Origin of the sequence: Nocardioides sp., assembly GCF_014360585.1 — a bacterium.
Lineage (GTDB): Bacteria > Actinomycetota > Actinomycetes > Propionibacteriales > Nocardioidaceae > Nocardioides.
In genome coordinates, this window is record NZ_JACIXG010000081.1 from 1 (window position 1) to 24,294 (window position 24,294).

25 protein-coding genes are annotated in these 24,294 nt (G+C 69.5%); 11 read left to right on the top strand and 14 right to left on the bottom strand.

What is annotated here, in order from left to right; all coding sequences use genetic code 11:
* Window positions 1-98 precede the first annotated feature (98 nt).
* Window positions 99-938 carry a sulfurtransferase gene (locus tag H5T77_RS20840; RefSeq protein ID WP_292652524.1) on the top strand — a complete coding sequence of 280 codons (840 nt, stop codon included), beginning with the start codon at window positions 99-101 and terminating at the stop codon, window positions 936-938.
* Between the two features lie 59 nt (window positions 939-997).
* On the top strand, window positions 998-1,879 hold the full coding sequence (locus tag H5T77_RS20845; RefSeq protein ID WP_292652526.1) for an NAD(P)-dependent oxidoreductase: 882 nt from the start codon (window positions 998-1,000) through the stop codon (window positions 1,877-1,879).
* On the opposite strand, the gene H5T77_RS20850 is transcribed toward H5T77_RS20845, so the two are convergent.
* Both H5T77_RS20850 and H5T77_RS20855 read right to left on the bottom strand, forming a co-directional pair.
* Window positions 1,868-2,284: a VOC family protein gene (locus H5T77_RS20850; RefSeq protein ID WP_292652528.1), complete on the bottom strand. Its 417-nt coding sequence runs from the start codon at window positions 2,282-2,284 to the stop codon at window positions 1,868-1,870. The two genes, H5T77_RS20845 and H5T77_RS20850, sit on opposite strands and share 12 nt — an antisense overlap.
* Window positions 2,285-2,336: 52 nt before the next feature.
* Complete coding sequence (locus H5T77_RS20855; protein ID WP_292652530.1) at window positions 2,337-3,050, bottom strand: TetR/AcrR family transcriptional regulator; 714 nt, start codon at window positions 3,048-3,050, stop codon at window positions 2,337-2,339.
* 391 nt (window positions 3,051-3,441) lie between these two features.
* On the opposite strand from H5T77_RS20855, the gene nhaA reads away from it, so the two are divergent.
* Entirely contained in the window at window positions 3,442-5,325 is a 1,884-nt protein-coding gene (nhaA, locus tag H5T77_RS20860) for a Na+/H+ antiporter NhaA (protein WP_292652531.1), read from the top strand.
* Here the strand turns inward: nhaA and H5T77_RS20865 are convergent.
* From H5T77_RS20865 to H5T77_RS20890, 6 genes are all read right to left on the bottom strand, one after another.
* Window positions 5,282-6,682: a hypothetical protein gene (locus tag H5T77_RS20865; protein WP_292652532.1), complete on the bottom strand. Its 1,401-nt coding sequence runs from the start codon at window positions 6,680-6,682 to the stop codon at window positions 5,282-5,284. The two genes, nhaA and H5T77_RS20865, sit on opposite strands and share 44 nt — an antisense overlap.
* A gap of 77 nt (window positions 6,683-6,759) precedes the next feature.
* A complete protein-coding gene (locus H5T77_RS20870) occupies window positions 6,760-7,353 on the bottom strand; it encodes a DoxX family protein (protein ID WP_292652533.1) in 594 nt (197 codons plus the stop codon).
* 105 nt (window positions 7,354-7,458) lie between these two features.
* Window positions 7,459-7,833, bottom strand: coding sequence for a DUF202 domain-containing protein (locus H5T77_RS20875; protein WP_292652534.1), 375 nt, complete (start codon window positions 7,831-7,833; stop codon window positions 7,459-7,461).
* Window positions 7,826-8,236, bottom strand: a complete 411-nt coding sequence (locus H5T77_RS20880; RefSeq protein ID WP_292652551.1) for a YidH family protein — start codon at window positions 8,234-8,236, stop codon at window positions 7,826-7,828. The genes H5T77_RS20875 and H5T77_RS20880 overlap by 8 nt, the downstream gene beginning before the upstream one ends.
* Window positions 8,226-9,620: an MFS transporter gene (locus H5T77_RS20885; protein WP_292652535.1), complete on the bottom strand. Its 1,395-nt coding sequence runs from the start codon at window positions 9,618-9,620 to the stop codon at window positions 8,226-8,228. Before H5T77_RS20885 ends, H5T77_RS20880 begins: the two co-directional genes overlap by 11 nt.
* 9 nt (window positions 9,621-9,629) lie before the next feature.
* Window positions 9,630-10,676 (bottom strand): MBL fold metallo-hydrolase, encoded by a 1,047-nt coding sequence (locus H5T77_RS20890; RefSeq protein ID WP_292652536.1) that lies wholly within the window; start codon window positions 10,674-10,676, stop codon window positions 9,630-9,632.
* Between the two features lie 92 nt (window positions 10,677-10,768).
* Here H5T77_RS20890 and H5T77_RS20895 point away from each other — a divergent pair, with 92 nt between their 5' ends.
* Complete coding sequence (locus tag H5T77_RS20895; protein WP_292652537.1) at window positions 10,769-11,668, top strand: LysR family transcriptional regulator; 900 nt, start codon at window positions 10,769-10,771, stop codon at window positions 11,666-11,668.
* 33 nt (window positions 11,669-11,701) lie between these two features.
* On the opposite strand, the gene H5T77_RS20900 is transcribed toward H5T77_RS20895, so the two are convergent.
* Window positions 11,702-12,403 (bottom strand): PucR family transcriptional regulator, encoded by a 702-nt coding sequence (locus H5T77_RS20900; RefSeq protein ID WP_292652538.1) that lies wholly within the window; start codon window positions 12,401-12,403, stop codon window positions 11,702-11,704.
* Here H5T77_RS20900 and H5T77_RS20905 point away from each other — a divergent pair.
* Window positions 12,377-12,799: an amidohydrolase family protein gene (locus H5T77_RS20905; protein ID WP_292652539.1), complete on the top strand. Its 423-nt coding sequence runs from the start codon at window positions 12,377-12,379 to the stop codon at window positions 12,797-12,799. The two genes, H5T77_RS20900 and H5T77_RS20905, sit on opposite strands and share 27 nt — an antisense overlap.
* Window positions 12,800-12,811: 12 nt before the next feature.
* Here H5T77_RS20905 and H5T77_RS20910 read toward each other — a convergent pair whose 3' ends face one another.
* On the bottom strand, window positions 12,812-13,444 hold the full coding sequence (locus H5T77_RS20910; protein WP_292652540.1) for a TetR/AcrR family transcriptional regulator: 633 nt from the start codon (window positions 13,442-13,444) through the stop codon (window positions 12,812-12,814).
* 139 nt (window positions 13,445-13,583) lie between these two features.
* Between H5T77_RS20910 and H5T77_RS20915 the strand changes: the two genes are divergently transcribed.
* From H5T77_RS20915 to H5T77_RS20925, 3 genes are read left to right on the top strand one after another with little or no spacing between them, the layout of a single operon-like run.
* On the top strand, window positions 13,584-14,366 hold the full coding sequence (locus tag H5T77_RS20915; RefSeq protein ID WP_292652541.1) for an SDR family NAD(P)-dependent oxidoreductase: 783 nt from the start codon (window positions 13,584-13,586) through the stop codon (window positions 14,364-14,366).
* Between the two features lie 2 nt (window positions 14,367-14,368).
* A complete protein-coding gene (locus tag H5T77_RS20920) occupies window positions 14,369-15,502 on the top strand; it encodes a DUF5938 domain-containing protein (protein ID WP_292652542.1) in 1,134 nt (377 codons plus the stop codon).
* Between the two features lie 10 nt (window positions 15,503-15,512).
* Complete coding sequence (locus H5T77_RS20925; RefSeq protein WP_292652543.1) at window positions 15,513-17,156, top strand: AMP-binding protein; 1,644 nt, start codon at window positions 15,513-15,515, stop codon at window positions 17,154-17,156.
* Between the two features lie 6 nt (window positions 17,157-17,162).
* On the opposite strand, the gene H5T77_RS20930 is transcribed toward H5T77_RS20925, so the two are convergent.
* Genes H5T77_RS20930 through H5T77_RS20945 form a run of 4 tightly spaced genes read right to left on the bottom strand, consistent with a single transcriptional unit; the run spans window position 17,163 to window position 20,533 of the window.
* Entirely contained in the window at window positions 17,163-17,672 is a 510-nt protein-coding gene (locus tag H5T77_RS20930) for a pyridoxamine 5'-phosphate oxidase family protein (protein ID WP_292652544.1), read from the bottom strand.
* A 52-nt stretch (window positions 17,673-17,724) separates the two neighbouring features.
* Window positions 17,725-18,129, bottom strand: coding sequence for an acyl-CoA thioesterase (locus tag H5T77_RS20935; protein WP_292652545.1), 405 nt, complete (start codon window positions 18,127-18,129; stop codon window positions 17,725-17,727).
* On the bottom strand, window positions 18,126-19,325 hold the full coding sequence (gene fahA / locus H5T77_RS20940) for a fumarylacetoacetase (RefSeq protein ID WP_292652546.1): 1,200 nt from the start codon (window positions 19,323-19,325) through the stop codon (window positions 18,126-18,128). Before fahA ends, H5T77_RS20935 begins: the two co-directional genes overlap by 4 nt.
* Window positions 19,322-20,533, bottom strand: coding sequence for a homogentisate 1,2-dioxygenase (locus H5T77_RS20945; RefSeq protein WP_292652547.1), 1,212 nt, complete (start codon window positions 20,531-20,533; stop codon window positions 19,322-19,324). The genes fahA and H5T77_RS20945 overlap by 4 nt, the downstream gene beginning before the upstream one ends.
* 106 nt (window positions 20,534-20,639) lie before the next feature.
* Between H5T77_RS20945 and H5T77_RS20950 the strand changes: the two genes are divergently transcribed.
* The 3 genes from H5T77_RS20950 (at window position 20,640) to H5T77_RS20960 (ending at window position 24,233) form a co-directional block, all read left to right on the top strand.
* A complete protein-coding gene (locus H5T77_RS20950; protein ID WP_292652548.1) occupies window positions 20,640-21,035 on the top strand; it encodes a hypothetical protein in 396 nt (131 codons plus the stop codon).
* Window positions 21,036-21,638: 603 nt separating this feature from the next.
* The gene (locus H5T77_RS20955; RefSeq protein ID WP_292652549.1) at window positions 21,639-22,901 is read left to right on the top strand and encodes an HNH endonuclease signature motif containing protein; all 1,263 of its coding nucleotides are present in this window, start codon (window positions 21,639-21,641) and stop codon (window positions 22,899-22,901) included.
* A 762-nt stretch (window positions 22,902-23,663) separates the two neighbouring features.
* Complete coding sequence (locus H5T77_RS20960) at window positions 23,664-24,233, top strand: Uma2 family endonuclease (RefSeq protein ID WP_292652550.1); 570 nt, start codon at window positions 23,664-23,666, stop codon at window positions 24,231-24,233.
* Window positions 24,234-24,294 lie beyond the last annotated feature (61 nt).

A 24,294-nucleotide genomic window follows, 5' to 3' on the forward strand; every position in this document is an offset into this window, starting at 1 on the left:
CGTTGTTCGTAGGACTATCCGGTCGTTATAACGACCGGATAGTCCTACGAACAACGTGTTACACGTGATGGCGCCACCCGACTGAAAGACTTCGACCCGTGAACGTACTCATCAGCGCCGACGAGCTGGCCACCGCGCTCGGCTCCGACCACCCGCCGGTCCTCCTCGACGTACGCTGGCAGCTCGGCGGCCCGCCGGGACACGAGTCCTACCTCGAGGGCCACCTCCCCGGCGCCGTCTACGTCGACCTCGACACCGAGCTGGCCCGCCACGGCGAGCCCACCGACGGGCGTCACCCGCTCCCCGAGCTCGCGGACCTGCAGGTCGCCGCCCGCCGCTGGGGAATCTCCGCCGGTGACACCGTCGTCGCCTACGACGCCGTAGGGAACACCTCCGCCGCCCGTGCCTGGTGGCTGCTGCGCTGGGCGGGCGTCGCCGACGTACGCCTCCTCGACGGCGCCCTCGGCGCCTGGGCCGCCGCGGGCCACCCGCTGGCCACCGACGACGTCGTGCCCGCCCCGGGCACGGTGACGCTCACTCCGGGACACCTCCCCGTGCTGCCGTTCGAGGAGGTCGAGACCTATGCGGGTCTTCTCCTCGACGCCCGCGCCGCGGAGCGCTATCGCGGAGAGGTCGAGCCCGTCGACCCGAAGGCCGGGCACATCCCCGGCGCGGTCTCCGCGCCCACCGTCGACAACCTCGGTCCCGACGGCCGTTTCCTGCCGGCCGAGGAGCTCCGGGACCGGTTCGCCGCGCTCGGTGTCGAGGCCGGCTCCCCCGTGACCGCCTACTGCGGCTCGGGTGTCACCGCCGCCCACCAGATCGCGGCCCTGGCCATCGCCGGCCACGAGGCTGCGCTCTATCCGGGCTCCTGGAGCCAGTGGAGCCACCACGACCTCCCGGTCGCGACCGACCAGGTCGACGACAACAGGCCTTGACCTCAAGTCAACTTCATCTTTCAGGATGGTGACACACCACGAGAGATGGAGTTGAAACCATGACGGAACGCAACGACCGACCGGCCGTCACCGTGATCGGGATGGGCAACATGGGCTCAGCGGTCGCGCGGACATACCTCGAGCGCGGCTATCGGACCACCGTATGGAACCGGACCGCGGACAAGGCCGAGGCCCTGGCCGACACGGGCGCGCTGGTCGCGTCCACCGCGGCGAACGCGGTGGCGGCCAGCCCGGTCACGATCCTCGTCCTCCTGGACAACACCGCGGTCGAGGACGTGCTCGACTCCGTCGGCGACGCGGCCGCCGGCCGGACCCTGGTCAGCCTGACCAGCGGCTCCCCCGCCCAGGCGCGCGCGAACGCGTCGTGGGCGGTCGAGCATCAGGCGGCGTACGTCGACGGGAAGGTCATGGGAGACCCGCCCGACGTCGGCACGGCCGGGGTCTCGCTGGCCTTCAGCGGCGATCACGACGTGTTCGAGAAGGTCCGGCCGGTGCTCGACGAGCTCGGCACCGTCACCTACCACGGGCCCGACGCCGGACACGCGGCCGTGGAGTTCAACGCCCAGGTGGCGATGGGCTTCGAATTCCTGATCGGCTTCCTGCACACCCTCAGCCTCGTCGAGAAGGAGGGCATGGACCCCGAGGCGTTCACCGAGCGGCTCGCCGGGTCGCTCGACGGCTACGCCGGGCTGCTGAAGATGATGGCCGGCGCGATCAAGAGCGGGACGTACGGTCCCGACCTCGGCTCGCTCGACGTCCAGGCCGCACTGATGGACGACCTGATCGGGCACCGGGAGGCAGCCGGCGTCGAGACCGTACGGATGCGGGAGGTGAAGTCGCTGATGGATCGCCGGATCGCCCAGGGTCACGGCGACCAGGGCTTCTCCAGCATGTATGAGCTGGTCCGGCTACGCGCCTGACCTCTGCGCCTCCATCGCGGCGACCTCCGCCTTCGAGCCGAGCACGCAGAGCTGGTTGCCCTCGGGATCGGCGAAGATCACCCAGCCGGTCCCGGGGCCGTACTTCCCACGGTGGTCGGCAACCTGGGTCGCGCCGAGCTCGAGGAGCCGCTCGACCTCCTCGTCACGCGTGCCGGTGCGCGGGCGCAGGTCGAGGTGGATCCGCTTGGCGGGCAGCTCCGCGTCGGGCACCTCGATGAACAGCAGCCGGTGGCCGGTCTCCGGGTCGAGGATCATGCACTCCTCGTGACCCGGCAGGTTCGGGTCCCCCTCCACGTCGACGTAGCCGAGCAGGGCCTTCCACCACTCCGAGAGCGCGTACGCGTCGTGGCAGTCGATGGTGGTGTGCGAGACGAAAAGAGTCATGCGGCCATCGAAGCCTACGGGCGCCCCCGAGTCCATCCGGTTTCAGGCGGACTCAGGCGGACTCGGCGACCTGCTCGTCCATGAACTGCGGGAGCAGCTCGATCGCGAGCGGGGACGCGGCGTCGATCTTCTCCTGAGAAACGCCGCAGATCCGCAGGCAGGTGGCGGCGATGGCCCATGCCTCGCGGCACGGGATCCGCCGACCGGGCTCCTCGGTGCGCATGTTGATCACGCCCTCGACCTGCTGGATCAGCAGGTCGCCCAGCTGCTTGCGGCCGACCGTCGAGCGCACCGTCTCCGAGGCGACCTCGCTGGCCAGGTTCGCGTAGTGCGCGGCCAGCTCGGCGTGCTCGTTGCGGAACTCGTCGTAGACCTCGCACTTGGCCACGTCGGGCAGCTGGTAGAGCATGCCGACGTTGTGCGGCACGTCGGCGAGGGTGCGTACGTCGACGAGGACCAGCAGATAGAGCGCGGTCTCGAAGTCGAGCGGTGGCACGCGGTTCAGGATCTTCTCCACCTTCTCCGTGGTCGGCCGGACCGACCGGCGAAGCAGCTCGCCGAGGATCTCGTCCTTCCCCGCGAAGTGATAGTAGAGCGATGCTTGGCGGATGCCGACCACGTCGGCGATCTCGCGGGTAGACGTCGCCGCGAAACCCTGGGAGACGAACAGCTTGGAGGCTGCGTCCAGGATCTGGTCACGCGGTGAGGTCGTACCTGAGTCGGGAACATGCCTAGGGCGGCCGGGCCGAGAGCGCCTAGTTGTCATGTTCCCCATCTAACTCTCCTCCGGACTTTCAAGGAAGACTTGAAAGGACTTTATCCTCTACAAATTATGAGCAGTAGGGCCTATTGGGCATAGCTAGAGTGGGCTATGTCCAGGATGTGCGTGTTTGCGTACGTCAGCACCCGTTTACACGCACCAGAAGCCCCCATGCACGGCTTGGTGACCGGGTCGCGCCACGTGATTCTGCGCTTCCGTCCGGTTTCCACCTGCCGTCGAAGGGCTAACGAGGATGTGGATGACAGGTCACGCATCTGTTGGAAACTCGTGTAACGCCTGTGGCGACCGCCACTTGGTGGCTCGCTGTCCGGCGCTGAGGGCACTCCCGCGCGGACACTCGCGCCCCGCGACGGGCGCGCAGCCTAGGATTCTCGCCGTGGGAGATGAGCACACGCGCGGTCGTCGCGACGCAGACCCGACCGGGCAGCTCGGCACCACGCTGCGCCACTTCATGCACCTGGAGTCGACGAGCGCGGCGCTGCTGGTGATCGCCTCGCTGCTGGCGCTGGCCTGGGCCAACTCGCCGTGGTCGCACGGCTACGAGCACCTGTGGGAGACGGTGCTCTCGGTCCGGTTCGGTGACATCGGGCTCTCGATGGACCTGCACCACTGGGTCAACGACGGACTGATGGTGGTCTTCTTCTTCGTCATCGGCCTGGAGGTACGCCGCGAGCTCGCCGTCGGCGAGCTCACCGACCGTCGTCGCATGGTGGTGCCGCTGGTCGCCGGTGCCGGCGGACTGCTCCTGCCCGCGATGATCTACCTGATGCTCAACCCCTCGGGCGAGGCCGCCCGCGGATGGGGCATCGTGATCGGCACCGACACCGCGTTCCTGCTGGGCATGCTCGCGCTGGTCGGGCCGGCCGTCTCGACCCAGCTGCGCATCTTCCTGCTCACCCTTACCGTCATCGACGACATCGTCGCGGTGAGCGTGATCGGGGTCGCCTACACCGAGAACCTCCGGATCGGTCCGCTCCTGGTGGCCGGGCTGGCACTGGTCGGGATCTTCGCGCTCGACCGGGTGAAGGTGTGGCGGGCCGGTCCGTACGTACTGCTCGTCCTGATCGCCTGGGTGGCCACTCTCGGGGCGGGTCTGCACGCCTCGATCGCGGGGATGCTGGCCGGGCTGCTGGTGCCGGCCGCGGAGCCGACCCGCGCCCAGATGGAGGTCGCGATCTCGCGGTTCCGGGCATTCCGGCAGTCGCCGCTGCCTACGCTGCAGCGCGAGACCCGCGACCAGCTGACCCGCACGATCTCGGTCAACGAGCGGCTCCAGGAGACGCTGCACGTACCGACGAGCTACCTCATCGTGCCCGTCTTCGCCCTCGCCAACGCCGGCGTCGACCTGCGCGACGGCGTGCTCGGGGAAGCACTCAGCTCGCCGGTGACCTGGGGCGTCGTCGCCGGCCTGGTGCTGGGCAAGACTCTGGGGATCGGTGGTGCAGCCTTCGCCGCCACCCGGATGGGGCTCGGCAGGCTCCCGCAGGGGGTCGGCGGCGGCCACGTCCTCGGCGGTGCCGCACTGTCCGGAATCGGCTTCACCGTCTCTCTGCTGATCACCACTCTCGCCTTCGACTCCGAGACGCTGCAGCGCGACGCGATCGTCGGCGTACTCATCTCCGTGGTGCTCGCCTCGGCGCTCGGCTGGCTGATCTTCCAGCTCTCCGCGCGCTTCCTCGGCCAGCGCGACGCAGCCCTGCCCAAGCTGCTCTCGCCACCGATCGACCCGGAGCGCGACCACATCTACGGCGACGAGGACGCCGACGTCACCCTGATCGAGTATCTCGACTACGAGTGCCCCTTCTGCGCCCGTGCCACCGGCACCGCCAACGAGGTCCGTGACTACTTCGGCCCCCGGATCCGCTACGTCGTACGCCACCTCCCCCTCCCCCAGCACCCACACGCCGAGCTGGCCGCCGTCGCCGCCGAGGCCGCCGCGCGGCAGGGCAAGTTCTGGGAGATGCACCTGCACCTCTTCGCCAACCAGAACCAGCTCGAGCACCAGGACCTCGCCGGCTACGCCGCTGTTCTCGGGCTCGACGTCGAGCAGTTCCTCCGCGACCTGGAGGACCCCGAACTCGCCGAGCACGTCCGCGACGACATGGCCTCCGCCGAGGCCAGCGGCGCGCGCGGCACCCCGACGTTCTTCATCGGGTCTCATCGGCACGAGGGGCGCTACGACGCCCGCACCCTCATCGCTGCGCTCGAGCGGTCGGCTACCGGGGAGACTGCGCGGCTCGGGATGCGGTCTCGGCGCTGAGCCCCTGAGGTCGAGCTCGCCCGCGCAGGGCGAGCCAGGTTGCGAGCACGACGACGAGGAGCATCACCACGTTGTTGGCGTACTTCGGCCCTGCCTCGACGTCGCCGATGAGCGGGAAGTAGGTGAAGGCCAGCAGACCCCCTTCGAGAAGGTAGGCAGCGCCGACCGCCGCGGTGTGGCGGATCGTCCATGCTCCGGTCCGTGAGGCCAGGAGGATGAGGATCCCGAGTGTCGCCGTCGTCGCGGCTGCGAGGACCAGCCCAAGCCAGGTCTCAGGCATCAGGTCGGGGACGATCGCGAAGATCAGCGAGACAACGAGGACCAGCCATACGGCAGGTCCCCGCACACCGGCTCGAGCGTGGTCCGTCCGGCGATTCCGACCGAGGAGCGTGGCACCGAGCAGCATGACGGCGACGACTCCAGCGGTGACGAGCAGCTGGGCCGCGCTTCCGGAGCGTGACTCCGGGTCGGTCACGATCATCGCCGCGGCGATGAGATAGGCGACCGCGGCGAGGATTGTGCCGATCGGGCCCAGCCACGGCTTTCGGGCTCGGGCGGGCGCCCAGGCCTCGGCCAACGCCACCGGCGCGGCGAAGCTGAAGATCACGTGTCCGACGATGAAGGAGTAGGCGCTGTAGCCGCTGAGTCCCATGGACGGGATCAGGGTCGGCTCACGGCTCTCCTCCCAGCCCTCGTACCCGCCGTAGTCGGCGCTGAACAGGGACTGGTCGATGAGGCCGGCCTGGGCCGTACCCAACGCTGCGAAGACCAGCAACAGGCTCGGCCAGCCCCAGCCCAGGCGCCGGGCCAGCTCCCGGGCGAGCAGCGCGGGCGCTCCGTAGAGGGCGCCGAAGAAGACCAGCGCGAAGGCGATCTTGCCGGGATCGCCCGTGCTGTCCCCGTACGCCGCCAAGAGCTCGGCCCCGACGCCGCACAGCACCAGCAGGCCCGTGACCTGAAGCGCCTTGCCCCGATCACGTCGGGCGCCTTCACCTGCCGTCCCCGCGCGCGAGCGTCGTGTCGCCAACCGTCGACCCAAGGCGTACGCCGCGACAACCAGCCCCACCACCTGGACCCAGCGTGCGACGGCTACCGGCAGCCCGCGGTCACCGATCAGATCCGGCCCGATGCCGGCGCCGACGGCGGCGACCGTCACCACGGCCGCTGCCACCAGCCCGAGGATGGCACCGGCAGCGCCGCGCAGCCACCAGGCGGCCGCCGCGCCGACCAGCAGGATCGGCACGCCGGGCGAGATCCGGGGCCCGCCGTCCGATGCCGGCGGGCCGACGACGCCCAGCCCGATCAGGGCGAGCGCCGCGACCAGCAGTCCGGCCGGGCCCAGCCGTTGGTAGCTCATGGGTCCAGGCTATGAACCCAGGAGCCCGGCCGCATCGACCTTCGGTCGCTGCGAGCTCGACTTTGGTCGCCGCGATCTCAGGCTTCCGGCGACGGCTTCTCCACCGGCGACTCCACCGGCGACTCCGCCGGCTCCTCCGTCGACGGCTCCTCCGCCGACGAGGCCTCCGCGGCAGCACCCTGGCGCTGCGGGCGCCAGAACGCGGCGAGCAGGAGGGCCGTGCCGAGGAGACCGCCGCCGAGCGCCACCGCTCCGCCGATCCAGCCGTCGTAGACGATGTCTAGGGCCGAGTCGAGCGAGATCGTCCCGGGGCCGGTGACGCCGAGGACGACCGCGACGACGGCCAGGATCATCACGTACTCCCAGCCCTCCTTGAAGATGAAGAACCCGTTCGGCCGGTGCGCCAGCAGCGCGGCGACGAGCATCACCCCGACGACACCGGCGGCGGCCAGCGGCGTGATGAGGCCCAGGATCAGCAGCACGCCGGCACCGATCTCGGTCACCACGCTCGCCCACGCCTGCAGGGTGCCGTGGCGCAGGCCGAGGCTCTCGAACCAGCCGGCCGTACCGGCGATCTTGCCGCCTCCGCGCCAGTGGTTGACGCCGTGCGCGATCATCGTGCCGCCCACGGCAAGACGGAGCAGCATCAGGGCAAGGTCGACGGGGTCCATCACAGAGTTCCTCGGTGTTGTGGAGTTCGGATGGCCCACCCTAGTGGTCGGGCAAGTGAGTGCGGAGGGACGCCGTCTACTCGCCCGAATGCTGCTGCTCGGAACTCATCCCGCGGTCCCGAGCAGCACCCAGCCGATGGCGCCGACCCCGACGAGAGCGACCGCGGCGCTGCTGGTCGCAAGCGCCCGGCCTCCGAGGCCGGCGCCCTCCGCCGAGGATGCCTCGGCCTCACGGATGAAGAGGAGCGCACCGCGGCGGTAGCGCCGAGCTCCGATCCATGCCGCCCCCGCGGCGACCACGAGCAGCCCCGCCGAGACCACCCCGAAGGCCACCGTCTCTCGCAGAGCCATCGCCTTGGTCGCGAGGAGAGCGGCGACGACCAGCGCCAAGGCGGTGCGCCGCCAGGCCAGGGCAGTGCGCTCGAGCTGGAGTCCGAGGTCGTGAACCCGTGCCCCGTCGGCCCATGCGTTCTCATCCATGACCGCTGGCGGGGCCGGCAACGAGGCCGGCGACGAGGCCGATGCCGAGGACGAGCCCGACAGCCGCCACGCCGAGACCGACCAGCAGTCCGAGCCCGGGTCCACTCAGCGGCCGCCGATGCCGAAGCGCCGACTCGGAACGGGCCCACGAACGCCAGCCGTGCAGCGCAGCGATCACGCCGAGGAGCACGACGGCGACCGAGAGGCTCGTCCGCAGGCCGTCTGCCGCGGGGACGCGCACCGTCTCCAGCGCCACCCCACCAGCGATGAGCGCCAGTGCCGTACGCAGCCAAGCGAGGAAGGTGCGTTCGTTGGCGAGGCTGAACCGAGGGTCCGGCTCCTCACCGTTGGCGTAGACCGAACGCGGCCAACGGTGAGGAGCGCCGGACCCCTCAGACCTCAGCGTGACTCCTCGACGGGGACTCGGACGTCGTCGAGGTCACCGTGACGCTCTGGTCGAGCTGGACGATGTCGAGCCCGCCGCGGTCCCGGCTGGCGACCAGCGCAGCCAGGGAGATCGCGGAGAAGCTCATCCACAGTGCTCCGACCAGCCACAACGAGCCACCCCCCAGGACCACCAGGGTCGAGGCGATCATGGGGGTGAACCCGGCGCCCAGCGTGGAGGCCAGCTGGTAGCCGATCGAGGTGCCGGAGTAGCGGACCGAGGTGGGGAACAGCTCCCCCGCGAAGGCTCCGTACGGGCCGGAGTTGAACCCCTGGACGACGGAGAGGCCGAGGAAGATCGCCAGGAAGAAGCCGACGGTCGAGCCCATGTCGAGCAGCATCATCACCGGCATCGCGAGCACCATCGCCGCGGCGTTGCCGGCCATGAGCACCCGCCGCCGGCCGAGTCGGTCGGAGAGCCTGGAGGCGATCACGATCATGATCACGGTGCACACTCCGCCGAGGGCCTTGACGTTGAGCACTTCGGTCGCGGACAGCATCGCCTGCTGCACCGCGAACGCCACCGCCCAGGCGCCCATCAGCCCCTGCGTCATCTGCCCGGACAGCCCGACGAGCACCGCGGTCAGCAGTGACCGCGGGTGGTCGCGGACGAGCTCCGCGGCCGGGACCCGGCGCCGGGTCTTCTCGGCGCTGGTGGAGAGCTCCTTGAAGACTCGCGACTCGCTCACCCGCATCCGGATGAAGAGCGCCAGCGTCATGAAGACCGCCGAGAGCACGAAGGGGACCCGCCAGCCCCAGGTCAGGAAGTCGTTCTCCGGCAGGACCGTCATCGCCGAGAGGATCAAAGTGCCGGTCACAGTTCCGATCGGCGCACCCATGTAGGCGAAGGCGGACGCGAAGCCGCGGGACTCCTTCTTGGAGTTCTCGAAGGCGAGCAGCATCGCGCCACCCCACTCCCCACCGACGGCCACACCCTGCACGACCCGCAACGTGACCAGCAGGATCGGCGCGAGGATGCCGACCTGATCGCTCGTCGGCAGCAGGCCGATCAGAGTCGAGGAGATGCCCATCAACAGCACCGTTCCGACCAGGATCGTCTTGCGGCCGTATCGGTCGCCGAGGTGGCCGAAGAGGAGGCCGCCCAGCGGCCGGGCGACGTACCCCGCCGCAAGGGTGGCGAACGAGACGATCAGCGCGGTCGTCGCGTCCAGGTCGTTGAAGAAGACCTGGTTGAAGACGATTCCGGCCGCCGTGGCGTACAGGATGAAGTCGTAGTACTCGACCGCGGTGCCGATCGCGCTGGAGAACAGGATCCGGCGCATCTCCGCCGGCGACGCGTGATAGCCCGACGAGTCCGCGGAGGTGGGAGTGCTCTGTGTCATGGGTGCTCCTCAGCTTCTGGCCGCGGCCGACTCGGGGACGATGTCGGCCGACCGGCCGAACGGGATGATGTCGAGGTCGTCGGGGACGCTGAGAGGTCCGGCGTAGGTCTCGCCGGCCCGCTCCCAGACCTCCGGACGGTCGTGGCTGGGGACCAGGTGGTGAAGGGCGAGGTGTCGTGCGCCCGCCCGAGTGGCGACCTCTCCGGCCTGGAGCGGGGTGGTGTGTGCCCGTCGGTGGTGGTCCATGGTTGCCTGCAACATCTCCACGTCGGTGTACTGACGGGCCAGCGAGTCAAGGTTGATCGCCTCGTGCAGCAGCAGGTCGGTGTCGGCGGCGAGCCGCACCAGGTTGTCACACGGCGCGGTGTCCCCCGAGATGGTGACCGACCCGGCCGCGGTGTCGAACCGGTAGGCGAACGCCGGGGCGGTCGGATGGTGCGAGACCAGGATTGCCCGGACGGTCACCCGCTCGTCGGAATGGACCACGATCGGCTCCATCGCCGGCGCCACCTGCTCGTCCGGGTCGAAGCCACACTCCTCGGGGACGACGATCTCCTCGGCACGGAACTGGTCAGCCGGCGACTTCGCGAGCGAGTCGAAGATCCGGTCGTTCGCGTCGGTGGCGTACGCGGTGAGGAGCCCGTCGACCAGACCGCGGACCCCGGGGGTGGGCTGCGCCGGTGCGATCGGTTCAGGCGTACGCACCGCCCGCGGCGAGAGCGGCGGGAGCTTCCCGCGGTCGCCGGGGCCGATGACCGGGATCGACTCCGGGGCGGAGTCCTTGAGCTCGAACGCGCCGAACAGCAGCAGCGCGGGCAGGTCGACGACGTGGTCGGAGTGCATGTGGGTGACGAAGACACCACGCAGGTCCGCCATCGGCAGCCCGGCTCTGTTGGCCTGGCGGCCGGCGCCGTACCCGCAGTCGACGAGGTACCAGACATCGTCGACGACCACGGCGGTGGCGATGCCGGCACGCGGCTCGCCCCGGTGGTCGCTCCACCAGCGCGGTCCGCCTGCCGTCCCGAGGGTGACGACGTAGGGGATGGATTCAGTCACGGGGTTCCTTTCGGATCAACTTCATCTCAGCGTGATCCCCGCCACATCATTTGTCTAACTAGAGTTTTTCGGGTTTCACATAAGGTGAACTAATGCACGAGGTCACCCTGCGCCAACTCGAATACTTCGCCGCAATCGCCGAGACCGGGACGGTCACCGCGGCGGCCCAACGGTGCAACGTGTCGCAAGGGGCCGTCAGCCTCGCGCTGGCCGAGCTCGAGCGCCTGGTCGGAGCCACCCTGGTCATCCGGCGACGTGGCAAAGGCGTGGCACTGACACCCGAGGGCACGATCGTCGCCGCCCGGGCGCGCCAGGTCACCGACCAGGTGGCGGACATCGCGGCGGTGGTCGAGGAGTTCCACGGCCGGCTCTCCGGCCGGATCGTGGTGGGCGTCTTCCGCACCCTGGCCATGTACGCCATCCCCCACCTCATCGACTGGTTCGCCCAGCATCACCCGGGCGTCGAGCTCGATTTCGTCGAGGGCTCGGGCCCGATGATCCAGGACGAGATGCTGGCCGGCCGGGTCCAGGTCTGCGCGATCTACGAGGCGCAGCTCGCCGCAGGGTGCACCGGCACCGAGCTGCACGACGCCCGCCGGATGGTGGCCCTCAGCCCGGAGCACGAGCTGGCCCGGCTCGACCGGATCCGGATGGTCGACCTCGCCCGCCACCCGGCGATCCTGGTCGATGAGGAACCCGCCCTGCGCCGCACCCTGGCGGCCTTCGAGGTCGCCGGCCTGGTCCCGCGGGTGATGTGGCGATCCGCCAGCGTTCAGGCGATCCAGAACGTCGTCGGCCGCAACCTGGCCTACTCGCTGCTGATGCAGCCGACCAGCACGAGCCCAGAGGGCCGGCCGCTGACCTACCGCCAGCTGACCGACGGAGCGCCGCGCAACGCGGTCATGGCCTCGCTTCCCACCGGGCTTCGGCCCACCCGCCTGATCAGCGAAGCGCTGGTGGCCCTTCAGGAGAGCTGGCATCCGTCGCCATGACCTCGGGCGGACGCGGACCGATCCGAATCCTGCTCAGCGCGGGGCCAGGATCCGCAGCTGCAGCATTGCCGCGAAGCGCTGCTCGGGATCGGAGAGGTCCAGGCCGCTGACCTGCTCGAGCCGGCGCAGCCGGTAGCGCAGCGTGTTCGGGTGGATGAAGAGAGCCGCGGCGGCGGTGCGTACGTCGCCGTTGGCGTCCAGCCAGGCGTCCAGGGTCTCGGCGAGGCCGGAGTCGTTGCGCTCGTCGTAGTCGAGCAGCCGCGCGATCGGACCCACCGGGCGCTCGCCGCGCGCGGCTGCGAGGTCGCGGAGCTCGAGGAGCAGCGACTGGGTGTAGACGTCGGAGAGCCGGGCCACCGACCGCGACGCGGTGCCCGGGGCGACGCCGTCGCGGAGCACCCGCAGCGCCCGGTTGGCGGCCTCGCGCGAGGCGACGATCGCGCTGACGTCCGAGGCGACGCCGCCCACGCCGACGACGACCGGCAGCCGGGCGCCCAGGCGTTCGCAGAACTCTCGGGCCAGCCGGGCCGCCCGCTCCTCGGGCTCGGCGCCGTCGCCGGGCAGCGGGACCAGGGCGTACGCGACGCCGCCGACGACCGCGACGGCCGCGGCCGGTACGGCGGCCGAGAGGTGCACCGCGAGCGCGTCTGCCGCGCGCTGGAGGCTGCTGGCGCCACCCGGGTCGGGCTCGTGGTCGACGGACGACTCGTGCCGCAGCGCCAGTGCGAGCACCACCACCGGCCGCCCAGCGAGCCCCAGCCGGCCCAGCGCATCCCGGGCGCCGGCACCGCCCACCCCCGCACCGCCGGCACCTATGCCCGCTCGCTGCGCCGTATGGTTCGTGAGACCGGCGTCTGGACCTGGCCGGAGGCCTTCCGGCGCTGCGCCTATCTACCGGCCCAGGTGCTCGCCCCGTTCACCCCCGCGATGCGCACCAAGGGTTATCTGGCTCCCGGCGCCGACGCCGACCTCGTCGTCCTCTCGCCCGACCAGATGACCGACCGGGCCACCTATCTGGATCCCACCCGGCCATCGACCGGCGTCGTCCATCTCCTGGTCGACGGGACCTTCGTGGTCCGCGACGGCGCGCTGGACACCAGCGCCTATCCCGGCCGGCCCGTGCGGCGCTGACGCCCGGTTGGGCTACGCCCTCGGCGCCAGCAGCATCGGCATCAGCTCGACCACCCGGGCCCGCAGGTCCTCCAGGACGCCGTCACGACCGTTGAGATAGCCGAGCAGAGCCTGCTGGAAGATGCCGTCGAACATCCCGTACGCCACCGGCGAGGCGATCGCGGGCTCGACCCCGGCGAGCTCGGCATAGCGGCCCAGGACCCGGGCGATCATGTCCTCCAGGCTCTGGTCGATCTGGGTGACCGCTTCACGCAGGCTCTCCTCGAACATCGACTGCGAACGCAGGTCGTACCAGAGCCGGTGCATCGGGGCTTCCTCGACGATCGTCTCGACAAGCTTGTCGCCGAACCGCTCGGCCAGATCCTCCGGTGAGGTGGCCTCGGCCACGACGCCGTCGTAGCGGTGCACGCAGCGCTGCTTGTAGTAGCGCACGCAGTAGACGATCAGCTCGAGCTTGTCGTTGAAGTAGTAGTGCACGACCCCGTGGCTGAACTCAGAGTTGTTGGCGATCTCGCGCAGGCTGGCCCGCGCGTAGCCCAGCTCCCCCAACGTACGCAGCGCCGACTCGGCGAGCGCCTTGCGGCGTTCGTCGTGCTTGTCGGCGGGCGTGCGGCGAGACGCCTTCGGGGCGGCGACCTGGGTCATGGACCGAAACGATACCCCCTTCGGTGCCCGCCTCGGTCCAACCTGATCCATTTTCTGGTCAACTGTCAAAAAAAATCTTGACACTCGTCAAGATTCGCGATTGTCTGTGAGCCACATCACAGCGACGAAGGAGTCACAGATGACTGATCTGAGCGGACGGACAGCGCTCGTCACCGGCGGGGCCCAGGGCCTCGGCGAAGGGATGGCCCGCGCCCTCGCCGCGGCCGGCGCGAAGGTCGCCGTCGCAGACCTCAAGGACGACCAGGGCGCCAAGGTGGCCGAGTCGATCGGCGGCACCTTCGTGCACCTCGACGTCACCGACGACTCCTCCTGGGAGGCGGGAATGGCCGCCGCGGTCGACGGCCTCGGCGGGCTCGACATCCTGGTGAACAACGCCGGCGTGGAGATCACCAGCCTGATCACCGAGCTCGACCCGGCCGACGTGCGGAAGATGCTGGAGGTCAACGTGCTCGGCACGGCCCTCGGCCTCAAGCACGGCCTGCGTACGATGCGGCCCGACGGCGCCGCCGGCAAGGGCGGTGTGATCCTCAACGTCGCCTCGGTCGCGGCCACGATCGCCTTCCCCGGCATCTCGGTCTACTCGGCCACCAAGAGCGCCGTGGACCGGCTGACCCGGGTGGCGGCGATGGAGAGCGGCAAGCTCGGCTACGGCGTCCGCGTCAACTGCCTCTACCCCGGTCTGGTGCCGACCGAGATGGGCGCCGGGCTGGCCAACGACGTCGCCCAGCTCGGCCTCTTCGAGTCCGCCGAGGCCGCCGTCGGCGGGGTCGTCGAGCTGACGCCGTCGGGGCGCCTCGGCACCGTCGAGGACATGGCCAACGCGGTCGTCTTCCTGGCCTCCGACCAGGCGGCCTTCGTCAACGGCGTCGGCCTTCCGGTCGACGGTGGAATGGGGATGTGAGCATGAGCGAGAAGAAGCCCGTCGTCGTCTACGGCGCGTCCGGCTACACCGGCCGACTGGTCTGCGAATACCTGCGCGAGCTCGGTGTGCCCTTCGTGGCCGCCGGCCGCTCCAAGGAGAAGCTGGTCGCCTCGCTGGCCACCAACGTGCCCGGCATCGAGACCGCCGACTACGAGATCGCCGAGGTGGAGCACTCCGTCGAGTCGCTCACCGAGTTGTTCACCGGCGCGAAGGTCGTCCTCAACACCGTCGGCCCGTTCTCCCAGTACGGTCCCGACGTCGTGGCGGCCGCGCTCGCCGCGGGGGTCCACTACACCGACACCACCGGCGAGCAGGACTGGCTGATCACCTGCGACGAGACGTACGGCGCCGACTTCGCGGACGCGGGGCTGCTGCTCGCGCCGGGGATCGCGCAGATGTACACCACCGGCGAGATCGCGGCCGAGATCTGCCTCGAGCAGCCGGGCCTCGACACCCTCGACATCGCGGTCTTCTGGGGCGGCTCCCCCACCATCGCCTCGACCCGCACGATCCTCGTCAACGCGGCCACCTCCACGGCGCACTACCTGGAGCAGAACGCGTACGTCGAGTTCGACCCCACCGCCGGGCTGGTCCCGCTCGTGGTCCCGGGCCAGCACGAGCTCGCGCTCTCGCTGCCGTGGGGCGGCACCTCGCACCCGGTCTGGTACCGCCGCGACCCGAAGGTGGCCAGCTGCAAGGCCCAGGGCGGCGTCTTCAACGCCGCGCTGATGCACGGAGTGCCGCAGATCGTCGCCGCTGCCCTGGAGGCGACCAAGGACATGGACGCCGAGCAGCGCGACGAGGCGCTGACCGCCACGGCGGCCCAGGTGATGAACGAGATGCCGCCTCGGGAGAACCCGCGGCTGAACAAGTCGCTCGACTCGGTGCACGCCTCCGGCCCGCTCGGCCGCGCGCACTGCGTCATCCACGGGAACCAGAACTACAAGCAGACCGGGCTGCTGCAGGCGTACGCCGCCTACTCGCTGCTGCAGCAGCCGCCGCACCGGGTCGGCTTCGCCTCGGGCTGTCAGGCGTTCGGCCACCGCGAGCTCCTCGGTCAGCTGCAGGCGTTCGGACTGGTCGCCGAGCCCGTCGTCACCCGCCAGCGGAACTGAGGAGAAGCGGATGCGTCTTGTCGACTACCTGGACAAGGGCGCCTCTCTCGGAGAGGACGCTCCCTGTCTCGTCTGCGGCGAGGACACCTGGTCCTACGCCGAGGTCGTCGATCTCTCCCACCGCGTCGCCGCGGGCCTTCGGGCCCGCGGCGTCGCGCCGGGCGCGAAGGTGGCGATCCTGTCGGCCAACGACCCGGTCGCCTTCGCCTCGGTGTTCGGCATCAGTCGCGCGGGGGGCGTCTGGTGTCCGATCAACCCGCGTAGCGAGGCCGCGGAGAACCGGGAGCTCCTCGAGCTCTTCGGCTGCTCGGCGTTGATCTTCCAGTCGGCCTTCGCCGCGCTGGTCGACCAGATCCGCTCGGAGCTGCCGGACCTGACCACCCTGGTCTGTCTCGACGGGTCCTACGACTGGGCGCTGACCTGGGAGGAGTTCCTCTCGGGGTCTGAACGGAGTGGCCCGGAGCCTGTCGAGACCGCCGAGGCGAACGAGCCTCCCGGTGCCGACGACCTCGCGATGGTCGTCGGCACCGGGGGCACCACAGGGCGCCCCAAGGGCGTCATGCTCACCGGCACCAACCTGGAGACGATGTCGGCGATCACCCTGATGGCCTACCCCTGGCCGGACGCGCCGGAGCGGCCGACCTACCTCGCGCTCGCGCCGCTCACCCACGCCGCCGGGGTGCTCTGCTTCCCGGTGCTGTGCCTGGGCGGCAAGATCGTGGTGATGCGTACGCCCGACGTCGGTGCCTTCCTCGAGCACATCGAGCGGGAGCAGGTCACCCACACGTTCCTGCCACCCACGCTGATCTACCTGGTGCTGGACCATCCGGCGCTGCCGTCGTCGGACCTGAGGTCGTTGCGCTGCTTCTGGTACGGCGCGGCGCCGATGTCGTCGACGCGGCTGGATGAGGCGCTCACCCGGATCGGGCCGGTGATGGCGCAGCTGTTCGGGCAGACCGAGGCGCCGATGATGATCGCGACCATGTCGCCGGCCGACCACTTCCACGAGGACGGGTCGGTCGCCATCGAGCGGCTCTCCTCGGCCGGCCGGCCGGCGCCGCTGGTGACGGTGTCGATCATGGGCGAGCGCGGCGCGCTGCTCGGCTCCGGGGAGCGTGGCGAGATCGTCGTACGCAGCTCCCTGGTCATGCGCGGCTACCTCGACAACCCCGAGGCCACCGCGGAGGCGAGCGCGCACGGCTGGCACCACACCGGCGACATCGGCTACCTCGACGAGGACGGCTTCCTGCACATCGTCGACCGGGCCAAGGACATGGTCATCACCGGCGGCTTCAACGTCTACTCCACCGAGGTCGAGCAGGCGCTGATGACCCACCCCGCCGTCGCCGACTGCGCGGTGGTCGGCCTGCCCGACGAGAAGTGGGGCGAGCGGGTCACCGCCGTCGTCCTCCCCCGGCCCGGAGCCGAGGTCGACGTCGCCGAGCTCAAGGCCTACGTCAAGGAGCGGATCGGCGCGGTCAAGACCCCCAAGCAGATCGAGGTGTGGCCGGACCTGCCGCGCTCGAAGGTCGGCAAGGTGCTCAAGACCGAGATCAAGAAAAGCCTTGTCGGTGGTGCCGAGTCGGCGGATCTGCCCCCGTGTCTCGCGAAGCGAAGCGAGCGAGAGGGGGCGGATGCGCCGACTCGGCCGTAGATTGTTTCAGCCCGTCGGAAACGCGGAAGCGTCGGCCGCGTACGCCACCATCCAGCTGGGCTCGATGGTGGCGTAGACGACGCCCGGCCCGTCCCAGGTCTGCGGGTCCGAGCCGTAGTACTCGGTGAAGTAGGCGTTGTAGTCCTCGAACTCGGGTCCCTCGGAGACCACCTGGGCCTTGCCGTGGGTGAAGACGCCGATGCGCTCCCCGTCGACGTGGGTCGCGCTGACCGCCGGCCGGGCGAGCATGTGCTTGGCCTTGATGGCGGTGGGCGAGGTCCCGAACAGCCAGCGGCCGTGGCGGAAGTGGCCGTCGACGCAGCTGGTCCGCGGTTCACCGGCGGCGGTCACTGTGGCCAGCACCAGCACCTTCATGCCCGTCAGCTCGGTCACGAGCTGACGGGCATCGAGGCGGCTCTCGTCGCTGACGATGCCGGTCAGATGGCCGTTCGCGCGTCCGATCGAGGCGTCCAGGAGGCGTTGCAGGTCTGCGATCTCTTCGTCTGTCTCGTGCACATCAGAAGCCTGACACCGCCGATCCCGGATCGCTTGACCGTTCTTGCGCAGCTCATCGGATCGCGGACGGCCCGATGGCGTCGACGATCTCCGGCGGGATGGCGATCGACCCGGACCCGTCGGCTGCGACGACCACGTAGACGACCGACACCGCGCAGGTGACCTCCTCGCCCCGACGGAACTCGAACTCGAGCGTGAAGCTCTTGGTGCCGATGCGGGTGGTGCGGACCGGCACCTGGACCTTGTCCCCGAAGCCGATGCCGGCCTTCCAGTCCAGGTCGGCGTGGGCGAGGTGGGCGTCGACACCCAGCTCCTGCCAGCGGGAGTAGGGCACTCCGCGGGCGTCGATGAAGTGGTTCATCGCCTCGTCGGCGTAGCCGAGGTACCAGCTGTTGAACATCACCCCCTGCATGTCCACCTCGTAGTAACGGGGCGAGAACTCGTAGATCCTCGTCATGAGCGCTCCTTCGCGGGCAGGATCCGACCGCTGACCTCGCCGAGCGCGATCCGGCCGCCGCCCGGGGCGGGTGCGGTCGCCGTGATCGTGACCTCGTCGCCGTCCTCAAGGAACGTACGCACCGAGCCGTCCTCCAGCTTGAACGGCTCGGCCCCGGACCAGCTGAGCTCGAGCAGCGAGCCGCGCTGGCCCGGCTCGGGTCCGCTGATCGTGCCGCTGGCGAACAGGTCGCCGACGCGCAGCGAGGCGCCGTTGGCGGTCATGTGCGCGAGCATTTGCGGGGCGGTCCAGTACATCGTGGCGTACGGCGGCTCGGAGACCAGCGACCCGTTGAGCCGGACCTCGAGGGCGAGATCGAGCGCCCATGGCTCCAGCGCGGAGTCGTCCAGGTAGCCGGTCAGCGGAACGTCTCGTTCCGGGGGCCGGACCCGCGCCGCCTCGAGCGCCGCGAGCGGCAGCACCCACGGTGAGATCGAGGTGGCGAAAGACTTGCCGAGGAACGGCCCCAGCGGGACGTACTCCCAGGCCTGGATGTCGCGCGCGGACCAGTCGTTGAGGAGCGTGATCCCGAAGATGTGGTCCGCGGCCTCGGCGAGCGGGACCGGCTGGGACATCTCGGAGCCGACGCCCACCACGAAGCCCAGCTCCGCCTCGATGTCGAGCCGGATCGAGGGGCCGTCGACGATCCCGTCAGGGGTCTTCCGCAGCCCGGTCGGCCGGACGACGTCGGTGCCGGAGACCACCACGGTGCCGGAGCGGCCGTGGTAGCCGATCGGCAGGTGCTTCCAGTTGGGCGTCAGCGGCTCGGAGTCGGGGCGGAACATCTTCCCGACGTTGCTGGCGTGGTGCTCGGAGGCGTAGAAGTCGACGTAGTCGGCGACCGTGAACGGCAGCAGCAGCTCGGCGTCCGCGAGCGGCACCAGATGCGGTCGCACCTCGGTCTCACAAGAGGAGTCGCTGAGCAGCCGGGTCACCTCCGCGCGTACGTCCGCCCATGCCTGGGGACCGGCCGCGAGCAGCCCGTCGAGCCCACCTTCGCAGTGCTCGGCGAGACTCTCCGCCGCCGCGGCGACGTCGAGCACCAGGTCACCGATCCGCACCCCGAGACGCGGGGTCGCGTCGGTGGCTGTGCGGAAGGTGGCGTACGGAAGCGCCTCGAGGCCGAACTGACTGTTTTCAATGTCCAGCCACGTCACTTGCGGCCCCCTGCCCAGGTCCAGGCGTACTTGCCGTCGTCGACCGCGGCGCCGGCCTCGCCGAGCTCGAGCGGCCGGAAGGTGTCGACCATGACCGCGAGCTCGTCGAAGAACTCCGCGCCGAGGCTGCGCTCCATGGCGCCGGGCTGTGGCCCGTGGGCGTGGCCGCCGGGGTGGAGGGTGATCGAGCCGATGCCGATCCCGGAGCCCTTGCGGGCCTCGTAGTCGCCGCCGACGTAGAACATGACCTCGTCGGAGTCGACGTTGGAGTGGTAGTAGGGCACCGGCACGGCGAGCTCGTGGTAGTCCACCTTGCGCGGCACGAAGTTGCAGATCACGAAGTTGTTGCCCTCGAAGACCTGGTGCGCGGGCGGCGGCTGGTGCACCTTGCCGGTGATCGGCATGTAGTCGTCGATGTTGAAGACGTACGGATAGAGGCAGCCGTCCCAGCCGACGACGTCGAACGGGTGGTGCGGGAGGACGTGGACCGTGCCGGCGATGCCACCGGCGCCCGGGCCGCGGTGCTTGATGTAGACCTCGACGCCGTCGGCACCTGTCGGGACCTCCGCGATCTGCGGGTCGGTCGGGAGCCGGAGGTCGCGCTCGCAGTAGGGGGCGTGCTCGAGGAACTGGCCGTAGCGGGAGAGGTAGCGCTTCGGCGGGGCGATGTGGGAGTTGGCCTCGATCGCGTAGACCCGCAGCGGAGCGTCGCCGACCGGCACCCAGCGGTGGGTGGTGGCGCGTGGGATCACCACATAGTCGCCCTTCCCCACCATCAGGTTGCCGAAGACCGTCTCGACGACACCGGTCCCGGACTCGACGTAGACACACTCGTCGCCGATCGCGTTGCGGTAGAGCGGCGAGATCTCCCCCGCCACCGCGTAGTGGATGCGTACGTCGCCGTTGCCGAGCACCAGCCGGCGCCCGGTCACCGCGTCCTGCGCCTTCCAATCGTCACCGGAGACGAGGTCGTGCAGCCCGAGGTGGATCGGTCGCAGGGGGTGGTTGGGGGTCGTGCCGTGGTCGGGCAGGTCCCAGATGCGTACGTCGGTCACTGCCGAGGGGATGTGGCGGTGGTAGAGCAAGGAGGAGTCCGAGGAGAACCCTTCCTCTCCCATGAGCTCTTCGTAGTAGAGGTTCCCTTCTCCGTCGCGGTGTTGGGTGTGCCGCTTGGGCGGGATCTGCCCGCGCTGTTGGTAATGCGCCATGCCCCGGATCGTACGTGACCTCGCCCACACCGATCACCGGGGCCGAACGTCCCGAATTCGTCTCAGACACCCCCAGGGGCATGACCTGCTCCCCTAGGCTCCAGAGATGCCCTCCGAGACCCCCGAGACCCTCTTCGTGCCGCATGCGCGAGGGCGTCTCCTGCACGTCCGGGCGTGCCCCCAGCTTCTCGGCCTGGACGCCCCGCTCCCCGCCACCCCAGCCCAGATCGAGACGCTGGGAACGTGCGCGTGGTGCGCGAAGGAGCTCGGCGAGGAAGGCCGGCGATACTTCGACTCCGTCGAGCAGGCAGTACGCACCCTCGACCCGTCCGGCGACGCGGTCCGCCCTACCCAGCAGGCGCTGGGCGGCGTCGACTACGACCTCGTCTGGGTTCCGCCCAGCTATTCCTATATCGCCGTCGGGGACAAGGAGCATGCGGTTGCCTGGATCGGGCGAGGGTGCGTCATGCACGAGGATGGTCGGCTCATCGACTTCGGGTGACCCGCTGGTCGAGCCTGCCGAGACCACGCCCCGCTGGTCGAGCTTGTCGAGACCCCTCGCTGGTCGAGCCGCCGGAGCCGCTAGGCGAAGGCGTGTCGAGACCAACACAGTCGCTTCGGCGATCGAGCTCACCGAGACCCTCTGTCTCCGGTGGTCGAGCCTGTCGAGACCTCCCTGCCGGAACCACCAGCCCCCGGTGGTCGAGCTTGTCGAGACCTCCCTGCCGGAACGTCCCACCCGAAGGCCGGCCTGGGGCCGCCGACCCGGCTTCGAGGGTCTTCTCGAGGAAACCCGGAGTAAAGGACGGCCTTCGGCCGCCGGCTACGCCGGCCGCTACGCGGTCCTTGACTCCGGGCTCCCTCGAGAAAGACTTGGCTGGCTATCGGGGCGGCGGCCCGGGTGTGGCGCGGAGGATTCTTGCTTGGGGACGGTGATGTTGATGGGGTGAGAGGGTGGCCCTTCGGGCCACTTACCATCCACAGGTTTGACGGCGTTCGCTCACCGCGAAAAACGGGTTTGACCTGGTCAGATAGGTGTTCAAGAGGGCTTCGTCGGAGTAGAATCGGAGGCACTACGACACGCCTTCGAAGGGAGGTGACAGCAATGAGCATCGACCACTGGGGCACCAGTCCTGGAGACCTCGTTTCGTCTGCTCTTGCTGCCATCGAAACCTCCCTCGAAGAACTCCTTGCGATGGACCCGACCTATTGGCGCACCAGCCAGAAGAAGGACTTCCTGGCCCGGGTGGAGAAGCTCCAGGCCCAGCAGGCGGCGTTGACGCTGCGGGTGCTCGCTGTTTCCGGTGACATCGCTACGGAGACCGGGGACAAGGACGCCTCCGCGTGGATGCGCGCCGAGCTGCTGGTCGACAAAGGCGCAGCACGGACGCAGATCAAACTCGCCCATGCTGTGGCGAAGTACGAACTGGTCTCTGCCGGCCTCGCTGCCGGTGTCATCTCCGAGGCGAAGGCCACCGTGATCACCAAAGCCCTCGACACGATCCACGCCGACCCCATCGCCACCGGCGAGGACCTGGTCCTGGCTGAGAAGCTGCTGGTCGACTACGCCGACCTCGCCACGGCCAACGAACTACAGATCGCAGGCAAACGGGTCCTGGCCAAGATCGACCCCGACCGGTTCGAAGAAGCCGAAGCCAAAGCCCTCCACGCCGAAGAAGAACGAGCCCAGCAGAAGACCGCACTCCGCGTGTGGGACAACCACGACGGGACCATCGGGTTCGACGGAGTCCTCCCGACATCGATCGGGATGCGGTTCAAGAAGCAGGTCGAAGCCTGGACCCAACCCCGCAAACAACAGCTCCTCGACAAGGGTGCGCCCCTGCCGCCGTGGGAACGGCTCATGGGCCAAGGATTCGCACGGCTGATCGAGACCATCGACCCCGCCGCGCTGCCCCGTCATGGCGGGGACGCGACCGTGATCAACGTAGTCATCTCCCTCGAGGAGCTCCGCAAGGAACTCGGCACCGCCACGTTGGGGTTCGACGAGACCAACGGGACCACGATCACCGCCGCTGAGGCCCGGAGGATGGCATGCAACGCCACGATCATCCCCTGGGTCCTAGGCGGTGACAGTGAGGTGCTGGATATGGGCCGCGCGAGCAGAGTCTTCGTGCCGATCCAGCGCAAAGCACTCCGGTTGCAGCAGAAGTGCTGCCAAGCCGAAGGCTGCGACATGCCACCGGAATGGTGCGACGCCCACCACCTCAAACCCTGGGCCGCCGGCGGGAGAACGGACCTCAAGGACGGGGTCCTCCTCTGTCCCCACCATCACCGCCTGGCACACAACCCTGTCTACGTCCATGAACGGCTACCCGACGGCACCGTCCGGTTCACCCGCCGGCCCTAAACCGGCAGTGCGAGATCCGTCTGCCAAGTTCCCGCCCACGCGGGCACCTTCTCCTGCCCTCAGCCAGGGCGGTTCTGCTTGCCCTCGATATGGACCTGGGCGGCATCGCGTCAACGGTTCAGCCCCTCGTCGACGCAGTTCGTCGAGACGCGAAATGACTCGCACCTCTTGCAGTCGCCCACTGCGGTCATGACTCCGTAGGGCCGAGACCGCGCGCCAGGCCCCGGTGATCCCCAACCGAGCGGAGCTTCCCCACTTCTGCAGACCTTTCCCACTCGCACGGAGTTACCCACGCCGCGCTCCAGAGGGTGGGGAACCTCCGTGCGAGTGGGCGACGGTGCGGAGGAGCAGGGAAACGCCGCCCCGCGGTTCGTTGGCAGATCAGGCGACCTTGTGATCGATTCACAAGGTGCCGCCCACTGCCATAGGCACCAACGACCCGACCCCTGCCCCCAGCAGCACACCGACCACGACGCCCAAGCCCGCGCCCAACTGAATCCGCTGCGCCAAACCCCGCCGCCGACCCGATACAGGCGAAATCTTTTCTCGATCAGGTGCCGGGTCAAGGATGGCCGAAGGCCACCGCGAAGCGGCGGGCGAAGCCCGTCCTTGAGGCGGTGCATGATCGAGAAACAATGGAACAAGGGTCGGCGGCGAACACCGACACCAGGCAACAGTCACCTCCGCGAGGCTTCCAGAGACCAACCAAGACTCGGAGAAGCTCCACCACCGACCCCCATCAACAGACGGTATCCTCGAAACATGACTGCGTTGCCCGACTGGATGCACCCTCCTCGTGAGGAGGGTTGGTACTCCGAAGACCTCGACATGCTCGTCGAGGCGCCGCGTCATACCGAACTCATCGACGGAGCCCTGGTCTTCAACATGTCACCGCAGCGCCGCTGGCACAGTCGGCTCGTCACGGCCTTGACCAACGCGCTGACGGCGCAGGCGCCCGACGGGTTCGAGGTGGATCGGGAGCTGACGGTGGTGCTCGACAGGCGCAACCGGCCGGAGCCGGACGTGCTGGTGAGCACGGCGCGGATCCCGGACCAGGCCTCGTTCTACGAGGCCGACACCGTGGTTCTGGTGGTCGAGGTGGTCTCGCCGGAGTCCGAGCACCGCGACCGGGCGGTCAAGCCGCAGAAGTACGCCGAGGCGGGCATCGCCCATTATTGGCGCATCGAGAACGAGGACGGCGCTCCGGCGGTCCACGTCTATGAGCGCGACGAGCTGACCGACGCCTACGTCCCGACCGGGATCTTCCGCGACCGCCTCGACGTCCCCCAGCCGTTCCAGTTCAAGATCGACCTGAACGACCTGGTCCGCTGAGGACGTGCGGCTGGGAGCGGCCGATGGGCCGCTCCCAGCCGCACAACCCTCAGGCCTTGGG